Annotated in this window: 16 protein-coding genes; 12 read left to right on the top strand and 4 right to left on the bottom strand. The window is 43.9% G+C overall.

The window, feature by feature from the left end; genetic code table 11:
• Positions 1-23: 23 nt before the first annotated feature.
• The gene (locus B9N86_RS15900) at positions 24-956 is read right to left on the bottom strand and encodes an NAD-dependent epimerase/dehydratase family protein (protein WP_208914150.1); all 933 of its coding nucleotides are present in this window, start codon (positions 954-956) and stop codon (positions 24-26) included.
• A 201-nt stretch (positions 957-1,157) separates the two neighbouring features.
• Here B9N86_RS15900 and B9N86_RS15895 point away from each other — a divergent pair, with 201 nt between their 5' ends.
• The 12 genes from B9N86_RS15895 to B9N86_RS15840 all read left to right on the top strand — a co-directional run bounded on the left by B9N86_RS15895 (position 1,158) and on the right by B9N86_RS15840 (position 13,580).
• Positions 1,158-3,083, top strand: a complete 1,926-nt coding sequence (locus B9N86_RS15895) for an LTA synthase family protein (protein ID WP_208914149.1) — start codon at positions 1,158-1,160, stop codon at positions 3,081-3,083.
• A 243-nt stretch (positions 3,084-3,326) separates the two neighbouring features.
• Entirely contained in the window at positions 3,327-4,322 is a 996-nt protein-coding gene (bioB, locus tag B9N86_RS15890) for a biotin synthase BioB (RefSeq protein WP_208914148.1), read from the top strand.
• 399 nt (positions 4,323-4,721) lie between these two features.
• A complete protein-coding gene (locus B9N86_RS15885; RefSeq protein ID WP_244562719.1) occupies positions 4,722-5,093 on the top strand; it encodes a rhodanese-like domain-containing protein in 372 nt (123 codons plus the stop codon).
• Positions 5,094-5,228: 135 nt separating this feature from the next.
• The gene (locus B9N86_RS15880) at positions 5,229-5,570 is read left to right on the top strand and encodes an antibiotic biosynthesis monooxygenase (protein ID WP_208914147.1); all 342 of its coding nucleotides are present in this window, start codon (positions 5,229-5,231) and stop codon (positions 5,568-5,570) included.
• Between the two features lie 171 nt (positions 5,571-5,741).
• The gene (locus tag B9N86_RS15875; RefSeq protein ID WP_208914146.1) at positions 5,742-6,521 is read left to right on the top strand and encodes an SDR family oxidoreductase; all 780 of its coding nucleotides are present in this window, start codon (positions 5,742-5,744) and stop codon (positions 6,519-6,521) included.
• Positions 6,522-6,667: 146 nt separating this feature from the next.
• Positions 6,668-7,597 (top strand): hypothetical protein, encoded by a 930-nt coding sequence (locus tag B9N86_RS15870; protein ID WP_208914145.1) that lies wholly within the window; start codon positions 6,668-6,670, stop codon positions 7,595-7,597.
• 497 nt (positions 7,598-8,094) lie between these two features.
• Positions 8,095-9,348 carry a DHH family phosphoesterase gene (locus tag B9N86_RS15865; RefSeq protein WP_208914144.1) on the top strand — a complete coding sequence of 418 codons (1,254 nt, stop codon included), beginning with the start codon at positions 8,095-8,097 and terminating at the stop codon, positions 9,346-9,348.
• 118 nt (positions 9,349-9,466) lie between these two features.
• The gene (locus B9N86_RS15860) at positions 9,467-10,672 is read left to right on the top strand and encodes a cell wall-binding repeat-containing protein (RefSeq protein WP_208914143.1); all 1,206 of its coding nucleotides are present in this window, start codon (positions 9,467-9,469) and stop codon (positions 10,670-10,672) included.
• Positions 10,673-10,750: 78 nt separating this feature from the next.
• Positions 10,751-11,056: a hypothetical protein gene (locus B9N86_RS15855; RefSeq protein WP_208914142.1), complete on the top strand. Its 306-nt coding sequence runs from the start codon at positions 10,751-10,753 to the stop codon at positions 11,054-11,056.
• Between the two features lie 212 nt (positions 11,057-11,268).
• Positions 11,269-11,979, top strand: a complete 711-nt coding sequence (locus B9N86_RS15850; protein WP_208914141.1) for a response regulator transcription factor — start codon at positions 11,269-11,271, stop codon at positions 11,977-11,979.
• A gap of 109 nt (positions 11,980-12,088) precedes the next feature.
• Positions 12,089-13,393: a sensor histidine kinase gene (locus B9N86_RS15845; RefSeq protein ID WP_244562718.1), complete on the top strand. Its 1,305-nt coding sequence runs from the start codon at positions 12,089-12,091 to the stop codon at positions 13,391-13,393.
• Entirely contained in the window at positions 13,380-13,580 is a 201-nt protein-coding gene (locus B9N86_RS15840; RefSeq protein WP_208914139.1) for a hypothetical protein, read from the top strand. Before B9N86_RS15845 ends, B9N86_RS15840 begins: the two co-directional genes overlap by 14 nt.
• 79 nt (positions 13,581-13,659) lie before the next feature.
• Here B9N86_RS15840 and qoxD read toward each other — a convergent pair whose 3' ends face one another.
• From qoxD to qoxB, 3 genes are read right to left on the bottom strand one after another with little or no spacing between them, the layout of a single operon-like run.
• Entirely contained in the window at positions 13,660-13,947 is a 288-nt protein-coding gene (gene qoxD, locus B9N86_RS15835) for a cytochrome aa3 quinol oxidase subunit IV (protein ID WP_208914138.1), read from the bottom strand.
• 1 nt (position 13,948) lies between these two features.
• Positions 13,949-14,545 carry a cytochrome aa3 quinol oxidase subunit III gene (qoxC, locus tag B9N86_RS15830; protein ID WP_208914137.1) on the bottom strand — a complete coding sequence of 199 codons (597 nt, stop codon included), beginning with the start codon at positions 14,543-14,545 and terminating at the stop codon, positions 13,949-13,951.
• A complete protein-coding gene (gene qoxB, locus B9N86_RS15825; RefSeq protein WP_208914136.1) occupies positions 14,542-16,485 on the bottom strand; it encodes a cytochrome aa3 quinol oxidase subunit I in 1,944 nt (647 codons plus the stop codon). Before qoxB ends, qoxC begins: the two co-directional genes overlap by 4 nt.
• Positions 16,486-16,495: the final 10 nt, after the last annotated feature.

Raw genomic sequence — 16,495 nt, 5'->3', positions numbered from 1 at the left:
GACAGTTAAACTGGTTCTACTTGTCATACGTTATCGTTGTTGGAGGAGACACTCCAATATCGGGTAGTTTCCATTAAACCTTGTTCAATTGTATATTCAGGCTTCCAATTCAGCATGGACATGATCTTACTGTTATCAAGGCAGCTGTGTGCAATGTCTCCCGGCTTGGCAGGAAGGTAGTTCACATGAATGTCACCGGTAAATTGTCCGCGCACGATATCGACTAGCCGGTTAACGCTTGTGCACTGTCCCGTACTCACATGCAATGTATCACTATGTCCAAGGTCGATGACGGCCAGATTGGCTTCGACTACATCTTTTACATAAATAAAGTCCCGTGTCTGTGTACCGTCTCCGAATATGCTCAGAGGGAGTCCGCTACTCATCTGTTCACCAAAGACGGCAATAACACCACCTTCACCATTTGTCGTTTGTCTGGGGCCATATACATGACTATAACGGAGTATGGTATATTCCAGTCCATAAAAGTGTTTATACAGACGGATGTACTGTTCAGCCGCGAGCTTAGATAAGGAATAAAAAGAAATCGGAGATACCGGATCATCCTCAGTCAGAACATCCTTTGCTACATTTCCGTACACTTCGGATGACGATGCAAATATGATTTTTCGAACTTTGGCTGCCCGGCATGCTTCCAATACATTAATTGTTCCCTTAATATTAGCGTACGCATCAGCAGTTGGTGACTTGATGGACTGCTGCACATCCGTTTGCGCCGCTAAATGAAAGACGATATCCGGTTTAAGCAGCCGGATATATGTCGCCGCCTGATCACTACCCACATCCGTGACATGCAGAACCGCCTCGGAATGCAACCGACCTGGATCACCGGTTGTCAGGTTATCGATCACATGTACTTCATAGCTTTGTGAAACCAGCCGGTTGACGAGGTGAGAGCCAATAAAACCCGCTCCGCCGGTTACTACCGTTTTCATGCTTAAACCCTCCAGCCTTTGATTGGAATGCTCTATCGTACGTGAGACGGGAGAGGTGTGCATGAGACAATTGACCATGATTTACAAGCTTTGGGCGTTCTTTCTCCTGTGGTTGAATAGATTGAGGTTTACATACCTGTTATAATAGGGAACGATTCTTAAAATTACATTTTAAAATAGAAGTAGGGAGATAGATAGAACATGGAAAGAACGTGGAAACAAAGAGCAGGATTGTTCAGCGGTGTTTTTTTGCTTCTGCTGCTGAAATTGATGTTATTAAGGTTGTTTTTATTTAATGAAGTCATGTGGGGGAAAGTCCCAACAGATGCCTTTTCTCTGCTTGTATTGATGAGCTTTCTGGAGCTGCTCATTCCCATGAAGAGACGACATGTCGTTTATTGGGTGTTTAATCTCGTTGTGTCGCTCATTTTGTTCGCGTCTGCTATTTATAATGTGTACTTTGGATCCATACCGACATATACTGCGTTATCTGGTCTTGGACAGGTGCATCAGGTGCGCTCCAGCATAACGACGTTACTTGAACCAGAACATTTCATTTTCTTTGCGGATGTACTGGTTATGGCTGTTTTTTGGATCGTGAACCGGTTTCGCCGGCGGAATTCCAGATCCGGAGGCTTCACCACTTTTACGCAGACTTCTTATAGAGGCTCAAAAAGGATTTCCGGATGGAAGTTAAGTATGGCCGGCCTGTTGATCCTGGGAGTAGTCATATCAGGGTTATCGATCCGCAAAGCATGGGGAATTGAGAATGAACTTGTTCGCGCGGAGCATATGGGCTTTATGAATTATCAGGTAGCTGCTGTCGTTAAAAGCGGGCAGGAAAATCGGGCTTTAGCGGAAGGCAACCTACAGGATACGATTAAAGAAATTAAGCAATTGCAGGAAAGCTACCCTTATCGGGAAGCGAAGAAGGAGGGCCAACCGTCAGAATATTTTGGGGTAGGTAAAGGTAAAAATCTGATTGTCGTTCAGATGGAGTCGCTACAGAATTTCCCGATACATCAGTCTCTGGATAATCAGGTATTGACGCCTATAATGAATCAACTTGCGGATGAGGGATTGTACTTTCCTTATGTGTTCCAGCAGATTGGCCAAGGCAATACATCGGACGCTGAGTTCTTATCGAACACCTCGATATATCCTTTAGGTTCGGTTGCGATGTCGACTGGCTTTGGTAGCCGGGAACTTCCGAGTCTGCCGCGTATGCTTAGTGAACAAGGGTATGTGTCTAATACGTTTCATGTAAATGAAGTCAGCTTCTGGGATCGAAACAAGATGTATCCGGCTCTTGCTTTTGATCATTTCTACGATAAACCATACTTCACCAACGATCATTTTAATAGTTTTGGACCTTCTGATGAAGAATTGTATCGTGTGGGAATAGAAAAGCTGAGTAATGTGAATAAAGACAACAAACCATTTTATGCTCAATTTGTTACCGTATCGAGCCACTCGCCGTTCACGGTACCGGAGAATTTTTCGAAAATTAATATTCCCTCCGACCTAAAAGGCACACAACTGGGCAATTATCTGGATTCCGTCAACTACTCGGATTACGCACTGGGTAAGCTGATCGAATCACTGAAACAAAATGGGTTATGGGAAGACACGGTTCTGGTAGTATATGGTGATCACTTTGGAATTAACAGTAACGATACAGATCCCAGTCTGATTACGTCTTCTCTGGGTGTTCCTTATCATGAGAGAATCAGTCGGTTTAACATTCCTTTTATAGTCCACATACCAGGGCTGAAGGAAGGGAAGACGATTGAACAGGTCGGAGGTCAAGTTGATATGATGCCAACGATCGCGAACATCATGGGGATTTCATTGAAAAATGAACAGTTTACCGCTATGGGGCAGGATCTGCTGAACATTGATAAGAACGTATTCGGAATGAGATATTACTTGCCGACAGGCTCGTTCTTCAACAATGAGGTTATGTTTGTCCCTGGAGATGGATTTGAGGATGGAACGGCGGTTTCATTAAAAACATTGCAGCCCGTTCAAGATATTTCACCTTACCGGGATGACTATGATTACGTGCTGAAGCTTATGAAGTTGTCTGATGAATATGTAAAACTTCTGCCACAGAGAGCTCCATAATATAAAGCAGAAGTTGTTCTATAAGTAGAACTTAAATGAGTAATAGGGATATCTCTTAGAAAAAACCAACAGGCCATCCCTTGGGAGGCCTGTTGGTTTTTGTGTATTTCAAAGTCGTTATGCACGAATTTAAACGTATCATTAGGATTGATAAACAAGGCTATTTCGTTTATTGTATCCTTATTGTTAACTTTATTTTGTTAATTTAAGGTTTACAATAGAATAGCTAAAGGGGATTTACTTATGATTACACAGACAATTCATGAATGGACACTGCTGGCGAATAGGGTGATTGATGGACACCAAGTTACGGCTAATGAAGCAGTAGCAATTGTACGTAGCAGTGATGATCAGCTGTTAGCTTTACTGCAAGCAACATTTATGATCCGAAGCCACTATTTTGGCAGGAAGGTTAAGCTTAACATGATCATCAATGCCAAATCAGGACTGTGTCCTGAGGATTGCGGCTACTGTTCTCAATCCATCGTTTCAGAAGCACCGATCGAGAAGTACGCCTGGCTTACAAAGGAGAAAATTATCGAAGGAGCTCATGAATCGATTCGTAGAAAAGCGGGGACTTACTGTATTGTCGCTTCCGGACGCCGTCCTACAGACCGGGAAATAGAGCATGTAGCGGATGCCGTCCGGGAAATCAGAGAGACAACAGACTTAAAAATATGCTGCTGCCTTGGCTTCTTGAAAGAACATCAGGCACAGAAGCTGGCTGAAGCAGGCGTTCACCGCTATAACCATAATTTGAACACTTCTAAAGGTAACTATGGAAATATTACGACAACCCATACCTTCGAAGACCGGATTGACACGATTGAACAGGTTAAATGTTCAGGAATTTCACCGTGTTCCGGAGTTATATTCGGAATGGGTGAAAGTGATGAAGAAGCGGTGGAAATGGCATTCGCGTTAAGACAGGTGGATGCGGATTCGATACCGTGTAACTTCTTGAATGCGATTGATGGGACGCCGCTTGAAGGCCGGAGTGAGCTTACACCTGCCAAATGTCTGAAACTTTTGGCTATGATGCGTTTTGTCAATCCAACGAAGGAGATTCGAGTTGCCGGTGGCAGGGAGGTCAACCTACGATCCCTTCAGGCAATGGCTTTATATGCGGCAAACTCCATTTTTGTAGGCGATTATCTAACAACAGCTGGTCAGGAGCAGCATTGGGACTGGCAGATGATCGAAGACCTTGGGTTTGAGATTGAGGAGTGCGCGCTCTAAACTATCCAGTAAGATCTGGATGGAACCACACGGATCGAAAGTCGACCACCCTGCAGAAACAGCATTGAGCCGGAATCCCGTAGAATTTTCTCAAGATTTTTTTAAAGTGTCCTCACAATCCAAGGCCTCCCGGAATGCGATATGGTTCTGGGGGCTTTTTTTGCTGATTAAACGGCCGTATTATGAGTTTTGGAACTCTGCTCAACGACTTGACATACGAATCATTACATCTTATATTATACCCATGGGGGTAATATATTTGAATCATATGTAACCTATGCGCAGCACCTTCATGTTACAATAATTCATGTTATTCACACTTACCTGCATGCAGTTCTTATTTTTTTGGCGTTTTGCCTAATCAAGAGGTTATTAGGTGACCTTGGGGAGGAATGGGTTTTGTTTTTCGCATATATGATTGCAGCTATGCTGCTGGTTTACGCATACCGCCGTTGGGTTCCAATTCACGGACTGAAACTGATGAAGTGCAGTGAGCTCACTCAGGCCAAAAAAGATCACCCGAATCTAAAGGTGCTTGATGTTCGGGACGTCTCTGAATATACTGCCTGTCATTTGAAGGAATCAGTTAACATCTCCCTTGGTAGGCTGCCCTTTGTATGGGATAAAGAATTGAGTACGGAAGACGAGGTTATTATCGTAACCCCGAATCGGTCTGAGGGACTGCTCGCCGCACGTAAGCTCAAAAAAGTCGGGTTCAAATCGTTGTTCTACTTAACAGATGATTGCCATTCCTGTACATCAAGCCGGTAAATTTTCTCTATAAGAGCCTGATCATCCTTAACAGGTTGGCAGGCTTTTTTAGGTATCAGCTTCTATTGGTTGACAATGATAATCTTTATCAATAAAATGAAACTTAGTAGAATTATCCTAGGGGAGAGGGTATGCATGTTAATCGAAACTAAAACAATCATCGTCAAATCCGGCACGTCTCATCTTGTCGTGGAAAGATTTAGCGGACCAGGACCGATCGAGGAGATCGAAGGATTCATTGATCTGAGTGTCATGGTCAAAAATGCTCGCAGAGGCGACGAGACTGAGGAAGTTATCGTGATGATCCGTTGGGACTCTAAGGAAGCATGGAAGCGCTGGGAGACGAGTGAAGCGCATATTCAAGGCCACCGGAACAGTCGCGGCAAACCGACGCCTGATCATATTGTAAGCTCTTCACACGGGATGTATGAAGTTAAATCGTCCAAGGGTCCTAGACCTGTACAGGCTGCAAACTAATTTTAAATATAAATTAGGATACCTATCAGAAAAAGGATACGCAGGGATGTATTTTCATAAACCCGTCATGTGGATACCAATGTAATGGTATCCATTTTTATTTTATGGGAGATTGCATCTCTATTGATCTCTACCTGCTTATCCTCCTAAAAATGAATGGAGGAACAATAAATGATTTCATTGGAAAATAAAATTGCAATTGTTACTGGTGCAAGCAGATCAAAGGGGATCGGAACAGCTATCTGCCGTTCGCTTGCAAGTTTAGGAGCAGACATATTCTTTACTCATTGGCGTGCTTTTGATGAAACAGAAGGCAATGGTGGGGAACCGGAGTGGCCTGAACATTTATGCAAAGAACTGGAGAACTTGGGTGTTAGAGCAAGCCATATGGAAGCAGATTTAGCTAAACCCGAAATGCCTGCTCTTATAATGGATCAAGTAGAAAAATCATTTGGCACCCCTTCAATATTAATTAACAATGCAACATACGAGCTTTCTACAAATTTCAGAAACGTGGACAAAAATACGCTAGACCAGCATTATGCAGTGAACATTCGTGGAACGATCTTGCTCACTACAGAATTTGCAAAGAGATTTGAGAACAAGCTTTCTAAGGAGACCCCTGGAAGGATTATCTTTATGGTATCAGGGGGGCCTGATCCGAATAACTTGGCCTATATTGCAACGAAAGCCGCACTAATTGGATTAATTGAACCTCTTTCCGTGGGTTTAGCACCACTCAATATTACAGTGAATGGGTTTAATCCCGGGCCAACCGATTCAGGCTGGATTAATGAAGAGATGAAACACCAATTTCTAACTATGTTCCCTATGGGAAGGATTGGGTTACCGGAAGATGCTGCTCGAGGTATAAGCTTATTAGCAAGCGATGAGTCTCAATGGATTACTGGACAAGTGATAAAATCTGAAGGAGGATTTCTAGGCAAATAATATGTATTAACAGGCCTGTTGATTATCCAATTCTGGAAGGTTGAGGGAGAAGTGATTTGGGGATATTTGGATGCATGGAGGTATTTTGTTCCAGGACTATTCAACCCCGTACTACCAAATAACTTTGATCAGAAAGGATGAACATCATGTCAGAAGAGCTAATAGTAGATGAGTCTCGATTTGCACAACTCTCATCTATAGAACCGCAATATGACAGCTTGAGGATAACCAATCCATCGGAAATACAAGTAGATGGTGAGGCTTTGATTGAGCATCTGAAACGGATGAACGGCATTGATAAAATTGAAGAACTGATAATCGACTATAATTCTTCTTTAAAAAATCTTAGTATAGTAAGTGCATTTACGAATCTGAAATTTTTGTTTGTCTATGGACAACATATTCAATCATTTGATGGGATTGAGTCGTTTACTAAAGGTGAATATATTAAAATTCAAACCCACTCCAATCGTCGCAGAGATATCTCTCAGTTTTCTAATACAACAGTAACTGGCATTGATCTTTATGTAGAGCGAAAAGAGGATTTAACTGCTATTGCTGGGTTCAAGTATCTTAAAACAATAGACATCTATCGCTCGATGGAGCCTGATTTAGAGGAATGGAAAGACGTTCATTTTGAAAATTTGTCATTTAAGAGATGCAAATTTAAAGAATTAGGAAATACAGCAGCAATATCAGGATTAACTACTATAGATGTATTAGGTTGTCGTAGTCTAGAACGTTTTACAGGGGGTAACCAGAGGATTAAAAGGCTGGTTGTAGATGGCTGCAAAAAGCTGGATTTACGTACGTTAAAGACTTTTGAGGGAATAGAGACCTTAATAGTAAACAGCTGCCCGAATGAAATGAATCTAACAGAGATCGGCGGGCTAAAGAATGTTAAGCACATTGATTTTATTTTATGCGAAGTGCAGGTTGATCTAATTCATCTAAAGGAGTACTTTCCTGATTTAGAATCACTGCATATCTCACAGATGAAAAAAGACTATGGAATGCAATTGAAGGAACTAAATCCTGATGTGGAGATTTCAAGTAGATCTTTTAAGCTTGTGTAGCAAAATGGACGGAGATTGGAAAAGGTCCCCGTCCATTTTTTCTCTATAGAGTCGCGTTGAAGTTTTTCTATGATACAGGCAGCTTGATGGTGCCGCGTCATGTCACTCTTTCTTTTGTGGAGTTCTCACGACTGTTGCTGCACGGCCAACTGCCTGCGATTTGGCGTGTAAAGCTTTCTCTTTTCATGGAGAGGTCTGCCCTTTCTGAGAGAACACAGTTTCCGTTATATGGTTAATCAACAGGCCTGATGTATTAAACTAGTTACAAATGTGGTCATACACGAAGCAGCGGAGAGGACGAAGCGATTCCGAAGAAACGAAGTGTTCGCCTTTGTCCACGGATTTCTTCCGTTAAGGAATAATTCAAGAAATTCGGGGGCAAGAGCGATCGTAGGAACGATTCGTACGCGTAGCGTCTCACAAAGGTGACTAAAGTGGAAAAATAAAGGGGAACTTAAAGTTAGAAATAAACATTTTTATAAGGAGCTGTTCACTCAATGTATTATTTATATAGCCATAACGATCTTGATGGAGTGGGCTGTGGCATTATTGCAAAGTGCGCATTCGGAGACGAGGTTGATATCCGTTACAATTCCATCAGCGGACTGAACTTCCAGGTGGAAAGGTATTTGAACCGGGTACCCGTTCAGGGAAACCCAGACGATCTGCTGTTTATTACGGACCTTACAGTCAACAGCGAGCTGGAGCAGCGTTTAGATCGCTATGTAAAGGACGGTGGCCATGTCCGGTTGATTGATCATCATAAAACAGCAAATCATTTTAACGACTACTCTTGGGCTCAGGTCGATGTATATCACGCTGACGGACGGCTTTCCTCAGCTACATCATTGTTTTATGAATATTTGATCAAAAACGGAATGCTTTCGCGTACCGAATCGATGGATCAGTTCGTGGAATTGGTCCGGCTTTATGATACATGGGAATGGGAGTCCGAAAACAAGTTGCAAGCCAAGCGGTTGAACGACCTGTTCTTCATGGTATCCCTTGATGAGTTTGAGACTAAAATGGTGGATCGGCTTCGGAGTCAACAAAGCTTCACCTTCGATGAATTCGAGGAGAAAATCCTTGACATGGAGGAGAATAAAATCGAACGCTACATCCGCCGCAAAAGAAGGGAAATGATTCAGACCTTTATTGGCAGCGAGTGTGCCGGCATTGTGTATGCGGAATCATATCATTCCGAACTAGCCAGTGAGCTGGGGACAAGCCATCCACACTTGGATTTCATTGCCATATTAAACATGGGCGGTCGAAAAATGAGTCTTCGAACGATTCACGAACATATTGATGTATCTGCTATTGCTATGCGCTATGGAGGAGGCGGCCATGCCAAGGCTTCCGGCTGCAATATTGGTGATGTGGTATTTAAATTATTTGTAGAAGAGCCGTTTGAACTTGAACCCATGAGAGCGGATGCTGCCCGTAATCAATTTAATATAAAAGGTTCAGAAACTGGTGTGCTGTATGAAAGTTGGGGGGATGATAAAATTTTCGTTTATCTATCACGGTCAGGGCAATGGGCGGTGGAGTGGAATGATGAACCGCTTGCCTTTCATTTTAAGACGTTTGAGGATGCCGAGCGGCATATTAAGCGTAACTATGGAGCCTGGCTTGCTAGAGATGAGATTTACGTCAGCATGCTGACTGATCATATGAGGAGAATCCGAACTGGTGCAATGCCTCTTGCCCTACCTGATTTTGATGGTGAAGCTACACTAGAAGATATTTAATATTTGAACCCTCCAGAAAATTCACACTTCCTACACAGATTCCACATATTTGTTGGGTAAGTTGATAACAGTCCAAAGATAGGACGAGACAAAGCAGAAGATCTGGAGGGATTTATCTATGAAAAAAGTGTTAGCTGCCGGTGCAACAGCTTTGTTTGCAGTAGGCATATTGGCAGGATGTCAGGATAATGACAACGCTCAGCCACCTTCTAATCCTTCTACTGGAAGCACAGCTGTCTCTCAGACGGAAGTGAGCACGCCATGGGTCGGTACCAAGAATACAACGCGGATTAATACATCCGATCCCGTTGAAGCAGCTGTAGTGGCTTCCAAGACGCTCTGGACATCAACGAACGATAACAACAAGGCTGGAAGCGTTGTGCTTGTGGATTCAGAGAACTGGCAGATTGCGGCGGCCAGCGCCGATCTGATCCATCATCCGAGCAACGGACCGATTTTGTTTGTGAATAGGGATGGAATTCCGGAAGCTACGCTTAATGAGCTGAAACGATTAAATCCAAAAGGCTCTGCGAGCAACGATGGAGTTCAGGTAATTATTGTTGGCAAGGTTGCTGAGAAAGTGGAAGAGCAGCTCAAAGAGCTGAATTACAAAGTAGATAAAGTGGAAGGGGAAGAGCCTGCTGCTGTAGCCAAGGCTATAGACGCTTATTACGCCAAGGTAGCGGGGAGTACGCCAGAATCCGTCATTGTCGGATCGATGGACAGCCCTGAATATACACTGCCGGCTGTGAACTGGATTGCTCATATGCCTGAACCTCTGCTATACGTTAATAAGGACGAGGTGCCTAAAGAGACGATTGAGGCTCTGAATACTCGCGGCGGTAAAGCGAATATTTATTTAATTGGACCTGAATCTTCGATATCCAAAAAAGTTGAGGAAGAATTGAAGGCTTATGGAAAGGTTACGCGGATTTCCGGTGAAGATCCATATGAGAATGCTGTGAATTTTGCCAAATTCAAGGATATTGAAACGGAGTTCGGCTGGGGTATTGACAGTCCTGGACATAACTTCTCGTTCCTGCCTGCTGACTCTACCATGCTGAGTATTGCGGTCGCCCCATTCTCCCACTTGGGCAAGCATGCACCGCTTCTGTTTACAGACAAGGACGGAATGCCGGAGTCTGTGATGAAATATGTAATGTCGATTCAGCCTAAATTCGAGAAGAGTCCTACAGAGGGGCCGTACAATCACGCATGGATCACAGGAGATGTAAATTCGATTTCTGACAAAGGTCAAAGCGAAATCGATGATATGCTTGAAATTGTTCCGTCTTCCGGTGGGGATGCTCATAGCGGACACTAATTCACATCAGTGTCACAGCCTCTACACAAAAACCACATCATTTCTCGTTATGATGGGTTTATAAGGAGGCGATACATCATGAAGAACAAATTTCTCGCTGGAATAGGGGTTGCAGTACTTACATTTGGACTCGGCACGATGGTATATGCTGATGTTAATGACCTGTCTTTTCAGGACATGCTGCCGTTTATGAAACAAATGCACCCAGGAGCTTCGGAGCAGCAGCTGAATGACATGTATGAGAGCTGTCACGGGAATAACGGTGGCATGATGCGTAACGGAGGACAAACCTCTAATAATGCCGTAAATGACGGCCACATGATGCGCGGTAACGGTGGCTCAATGATGTGGGACAGCGAAGCTGGCTCATTGCAAGATTCCTAAAGAACAGATGTCAAAAACCAGTCTGACACGTTGTGTGTTGTAGACTGGTTTTTTCTTTTATTTGAACCATAACCAGATGCTACCATTCGAACTAACCGTCAACGTCAATTCCGGTAATCCTAATTTCGGGCGTGAAAGAGTGCCTTCATGTTTTCAACATATTTTTGACTTATAATAAGAGGAATTATGATTATAGAGCAGGTGAAGCGCTAATGAAAATAAAAGTACTTGTAGTAGATGATGAGTGGAATATGCGCAATTTATTGCGGATTTATCTGATGAAGGAAGGTTTCGAGGTCAAGGAGGCGGCAACGGGCCATGAGGCACTGGTTTTGGCGATGCAGCATTCTTTTGATGTTATACTTCTCGATGTGATGATGCCGGATACGGATGGATGGCAAGTATGCAAAAAGATTCGCGAACACAGCCAAGTTCCAATTCTGATGTTGACCGCACGTTCGGAAACGAAGGACAAAGTTCATGGTCTGGGCATCGGTGCAGATGATTATCTAACTAAGCCGTTCGAATCCGAGGAGCTCATTGCAAGGGTGTATTCCCTAATCCGCCGGTATACGATATCGAAAATGAATGCACCGCCTGAAGTGAAACTGCACTACCCCGAGCTGTCGATCCACCCTGAGGGGCGTGAAGTATTAATTCGTAATCAGCCCGTAGATTTTACTCAAAAAGAATTCGATCTGCTACTTACGCTTGCACAAAACAATCATCGTGCCTATTCCCGAGAAGAGCTTGTTGAACGTCTGTGGGAGTATGATTATCATGGGGAATCGCGCGTCATTGATACGCATGTGAAAAATATCCGGGAAAAAGCGCACAAGGCTGGTCTGAGTTATAATCCCGTTCAAACGGTATGGGGGATTGGATATAAATTCCACCAGGCTGGTGAGCAGCATGATTCATAACCGAATCGGAACAAAGCTTGGTTTATGGATGATATCCTTATTTTTGATTGTAATCCTTTTTCTAGGTGTGGCTATAGACCGTATGTTTACTAATTTTCACTACGCGGAAATGAGAAACAACTATAGTGAAATGACAGCGCACTTTGTTATGATGGCTGCATCGAAGGATCAATCATCCGAGCATTCCCTTGAAGCGTTTGCGGATTTCTCTGACGTGAGTATATTCTTTATCAGCAATAAAGGAGATGTAACAGCACATTCAGGCTCGCATGATCCTTCGGATCATTCTTTCATTCACGACAAAGATGTTCAAAAAATTTTCTCCGGGGAGACGGTGAACTTTAAACACACAGATCCTGACGGTAATCGCTATCTGGTAACCGGCATGGCTATTCCGCAGGATGATACCCATCGTGTAAGCGACTCAGCTTTATATTTGCTTGCTTCAACACAACATGTCGATGAATCCATTGCCAACATACGCAATCTGCTTATTTTGTCAGGCGTTGGAGCATTCCTGCTTGCGTTAGGCTTTATTTGGATAGCGGCTCAGGTATTATCCCGTCCATTACTGCAAATGCAGCAAGCAACCCGCAAAATTGCTGTGGGAGATTTGGAAACACGACTCACGATTAAGAGCAGGGACGAAATTGGCTTGCTTGCCGAGGCCATAAATGATCTAGCAAGGGATTTGCAGCGCTACCAGGATACGAGGCAAGAGTTTTTTGCAAATATATCTCATGAGCTGCGCACACCGATTACGTATCTGGAAGGCTACGCAAAAGTTGTAAAGGAGAAGTTATATACTTCAGAGGAAGAGAAGGACAAGTATCTTGATATCATTCAGGAGGAAGCTGTTCGTCTGCAGCGGCTGGTAAATGACTTGTTCGAGTTGGCCAAAATGGAAGAAGGAAAGATCAGCTTGACTCTGGAGTGGATAGATCTGACGGAGATCGCCCGAAGTGCGGTTCGTAAAATGGAATGGAGAGTTAAAGAGAAGGGTTTGAATTTACAAGCTAATTATGGCTCTGATATTCCATTGATCCGAGGTGACGGTCTACGTATGGAGCAAATTTTTATAAATATGTTGGATAATGCTGTGCGATATACGGAGTCTGGAGATGTTACAGTGTCACTGCACAGTGATGCCAATCAAGTAACGATGACGATTGAAGATACAGGTATAGGAATACCTGAGGATGAGCTTCCATTCTTATTCGACCGGTTCTACCGGGTGGAGAAGTCTCGCTCCCGCCAGTATGGCGGCACTGGATTGGGATTATCTATCGCTAAAAAACTGATTGATCTGCAAGGCGGCGAAATTCACGTAAGCAGCACAACAGGAGTTGGCACGAGATTCGACATATGTTTTCCTCTTTCAGGAAGTCAGGAGGAAGATTATGAGGAAGGTTGAGTGGATGCTCGCTGTGGCGCTAATGGCGGTTGGCCTGATGTGTCTCATGGTCTCTGCAACGTCAGACCCTGAAGGGTCTCTCTTGAATCTTGGTCCGATGCTGGTTCGTATTTGTTTGCTTATCGGTCTAGTCTTGATTGTTGTTGGTAGTATATATGTACTGATAAAATGGATGCGAAAACGCTGAACATAAAATGCCCTCCTTGAGAAATCAAGGAGGGCATTTTTAGTGTTTTCAAGCTTCATGCAGGTTCGGTTCACGAGTATTAAGCGTACCAGCCCCACACAAAGATGAAGAGCGATCCAAAAATCGTAACCAATGCAACGAACAATGCATAGGCGATATTGATATACAGTGATTTTTTATCGTCCGATTCCCCGATGTGCATGAACAAGACGAGCTGGAGGGATGCTTGCAGTATAGCTGTTACTACAAGTATTCCCATTTTCACCGCAGCCGGAAAATCCATAAGCACAACCAGTGCAAGGGCTGTAAGGACGAGAGAGGAAACATAACCTACTACATGCTTAATCGGAAACAGCTGTTTCATCATGTCACATCAGTCCTTTCAGGTAAACAAAGCTGAAGATAAAGATCCACACAACATCCAGGAAGTGCCAGTACAGCGAGAAGATAAATGATTTATTAGCTGTACGATGATCCAAGCCATGCTTTTTCAACTGGATTAGAATAGCCGATCCCCACAAGAGACCGAAGGCAACGTGCGCACCGTGAGTACCCAGAAGTACGAACAAGCTGGACAAGAAAGCACTTGTCGATAATGTAGCACCCTCATGAACGTAAGTGAAGAACTCGTATATTTCGATTCCAAGGAACCCAGCGCCGAGCAGCAGGGTGATGATCATGAAGATCATCATCTGCTTTTTCAGACCAAGGCGCATACTGTGAACCGCAAGTCCAATTGTGAAGCTTGATGTTAGCAAGAGGAAGGTCTCGATCATAACTGGACCAATCTCAAATATTTCAGCACCGCTCGGGCCAGACGCAAAGCGATTGACCAAAATCAAGTAGGTGGTAAACAGGGTTGCGAACAGTGCGATTTCAGCTCCGAGAAACAACCAGAATCCAAAAATCTTGTTGCTGTTTTCCTCTGTTCCGTATTCAAGCGGCTGAGTGGCATCTATTTTCATACCGTATCACCCCGCAATTTGTTTTCTGTTTGAACAATCTCTTCTACCGGAATATAGTAACCGTTATCCCGGTCGAAGGACATCGTAGCCAAAACTATGATGAGGGCTATACCGGAAATAATAGCTGGTGTCCACCAACTGAATACCAAGAAGAATCCGAAGAAGAAGAAGACTACACCGAGAATGAATGGTTTTCCTGAATTGCTCGGCATATGAATTTTCGTAATCTTTTCATCTGACAGTGGAACTTTATCCTGCTTGGCGAACCAGTAGGCATCACGTTTAGTAACCTTTGGTGTAACAGCAAAGTTATATACTGGCACAGGACTTTGCGTAGACCATTCCAACGAACGAGCATCCCATGGATCTCCGGTTTTGTCCCGAGGCTGATAACGTGTGCTCCAGTAAATGTTGTAGACGAGAAGAATGAAACCTATTGTCAAACCGATTGCACCGACCATCGAGATCATGCTCAGTGGTCCGAACCCTGTCTCAGCTGAGTAGGTGTACATCCGGCGCGTCATACCTTTCAATCCCAGGAAGAACATCGGGAAGAAAGTTACGTTAAACGAAATGGCGATGAACCAAAAGGCGGCTTTACCAAGTCGCTCGTTCAGGCGGAAGCCGAACACTTTAGGGAACCAGTAATGAAAACCTGCGAGTACAGCAAACACGGCACCTGGTATGAGAGTGTAGTGGAAATGCGCCACCAAGAACATCGTGTTGTGATACTGATAATCCGCGCTGGCCATCGCCAGCATGACACCTGTCACACCACCGATCGTAAAGACTGGAATAAAGGCCAGTGAATAAAGCATCGGTGTCGTAAAGGTTATTCGGCCCTTTCGCATCGTGAACAGCCAGTTGAAAATCTTGACTCCGGTCGGAACGGCAATAGCCATCGTTGTAATGGAGAAGAAACCGTTGACCATAGCGCCTTGACCCATGGTGTAGAAATGGTGAGCCCAGACAAGGAAAGACAAAGCGGAAATCACGGCCATACTGATAACCATCGATGTATAACCATAGAGATTTTTTTTCGAGAAGGCCGAAATAATCTCACTGTAAATACCGAAGGCAGGCAGAATAACAATGTATACTTCAGGGTGACCCCATACCCAGAACAGGTTGGCCCACAGCATATCCATACCGCCGTTCGCCATCGTGAAGAACTGGGAACCGAAAAGTCGGTCAAACATCATCAGAAGCAGTGCAATCGTTAATACTGGGAATGCAAAGATAATGATGACACAAGTAATGAGAATGGACCAGGTAAACATCGGCATTTTCATCAAAGTCATGCCTGGTGCGCGCATTTTAAGAATGGTAACAATAAAGTTTACACCGGTAAGCAGTGTCCCGATCCCCGATATTTGAAGGGCGAGGGAGTAATAGTTCATACCTACACCCGGGCTGAATTCATTGCTGGCCAGAGGGAAATATGCGGTCCAACCTGCGTCAGGTGATCCTCCGATAACGAAGGCGAGATTAAGGAGCATAGCTCCTGCGAAGAACAACCAGAAGCTGATTGCGTTCAGACGCGGAAAAGCAACGTCACGTGCGCCAATCTGCAGCGGGATGATTACGTTCATCAGACCAAAGATAAATGGCATAGCCATAAAGAGAATCATGATAAGGCCATGTGTTGTAAATATTTCGTTATAGTGCTGTGCGTCCAAAATTTTCATATCAGGCATGGATGTTTGAGCACGCATCAAAAGTGCTTCAGCACCGCCACGGAACAGCATAAGTAATGCAGATATGATATACATTACACCTATTTTCTTATGATCTACTGTAGTTAGCCATTCCCGCCACAAATATCCCCATTTTTTGAAGTAGGTTAGACCTACGAGAATTGCGAGCGAGACGAGTGCGATACTCACCATGGCGCCGTAGATTAATGGTTCACCGGTAACGAAAAATTCGTCCCATTTCATAAGGGCTTAA

It is taken from the genome of Paenibacillus uliginis N3/975 (genome assembly GCF_900177425.1).
Taxonomy (GTDB): Bacteria; Bacillota; Bacilli; order Paenibacillales; family Paenibacillaceae; genus Paenibacillus_AQ; species Paenibacillus_AQ uliginis.
Note: the sequence above shows the minus strand (reverse complement) of the source record. Positions and strands in the feature narration are given on the sequence as shown.

Bases quoted from the DNA above. Each gene is read 5' to 3' on its own strand.
- qoxD (WP_208914138.1), bottom strand. From the start codon at position 13,947: ATGATGAAACAGCTGTTTCCGATTAAGCATGTAGTAGGTTATGTTTCC.
- B9N86_RS15870 (WP_208914145.1), top strand. From the start codon at position 6,668: ATGTCAGAAGAGCTAATAGTAGATGAGTCTCGATTTGCACAACTCTCA.
- B9N86_RS15845 (WP_244562718.1), top strand. From the start codon at position 12,089: ATGAGAAACAACTATAGTGAAATGACAGCGCACTTTGTTATGATGGCT.
- B9N86_RS15855 (WP_208914142.1), top strand. From the start codon at position 10,751: ATGAAGAACAAATTTCTCGCTGGAATAGGGGTTGCAGTACTTACATTT.
- qoxB (WP_208914136.1), bottom strand. From the start codon at position 16,485: ATGAAATGGGACGAATTTTTCGTTACCGGTGAACCATTAATCTACGGC.
- B9N86_RS15895 (WP_208914149.1), top strand. From the start codon at position 1,158: ATGGAAAGAACGTGGAAACAAAGAGCAGGATTGTTCAGCGGTGTTTTT.
- qoxC (WP_208914137.1), bottom strand. From the start codon at position 14,545: ATGAAAATAGATGCCACTCAGCCGCTTGAATACGGAACAGAGGAAAAC.
- B9N86_RS15880 (WP_208914147.1), top strand. From the start codon at position 5,229: ATGTTAATCGAAACTAAAACAATCATCGTCAAATCCGGCACGTCTCAT.
- bioB (WP_208914148.1), top strand. From the start codon at position 3,327: ATGATTACACAGACAATTCATGAATGGACACTGCTGGCGAATAGGGTG.
- B9N86_RS15840 (WP_208914139.1), top strand. From the start codon at position 13,380: ATGAGGAAGGTTGAGTGGATGCTCGCTGTGGCGCTAATGGCGGTTGGC.
- B9N86_RS15875 (WP_208914146.1), top strand. From the start codon at position 5,742: ATGATTTCATTGGAAAATAAAATTGCAATTGTTACTGGTGCAAGCAGA.
- B9N86_RS15850 (WP_208914141.1), top strand. From the start codon at position 11,269: ATGAAAATAAAAGTACTTGTAGTAGATGATGAGTGGAATATGCGCAAT.
- B9N86_RS15900 (WP_208914150.1), bottom strand. From the start codon at position 956: ATGAAAACGGTAGTAACCGGCGGAGCGGGTTTTATTGGCTCTCACCTC.
- B9N86_RS15865 (WP_208914144.1), top strand. From the start codon at position 8,095: ATGTATTATTTATATAGCCATAACGATCTTGATGGAGTGGGCTGTGGC.
- B9N86_RS15860 (WP_208914143.1), top strand. From the start codon at position 9,467: ATGAAAAAAGTGTTAGCTGCCGGTGCAACAGCTTTGTTTGCAGTAGGC.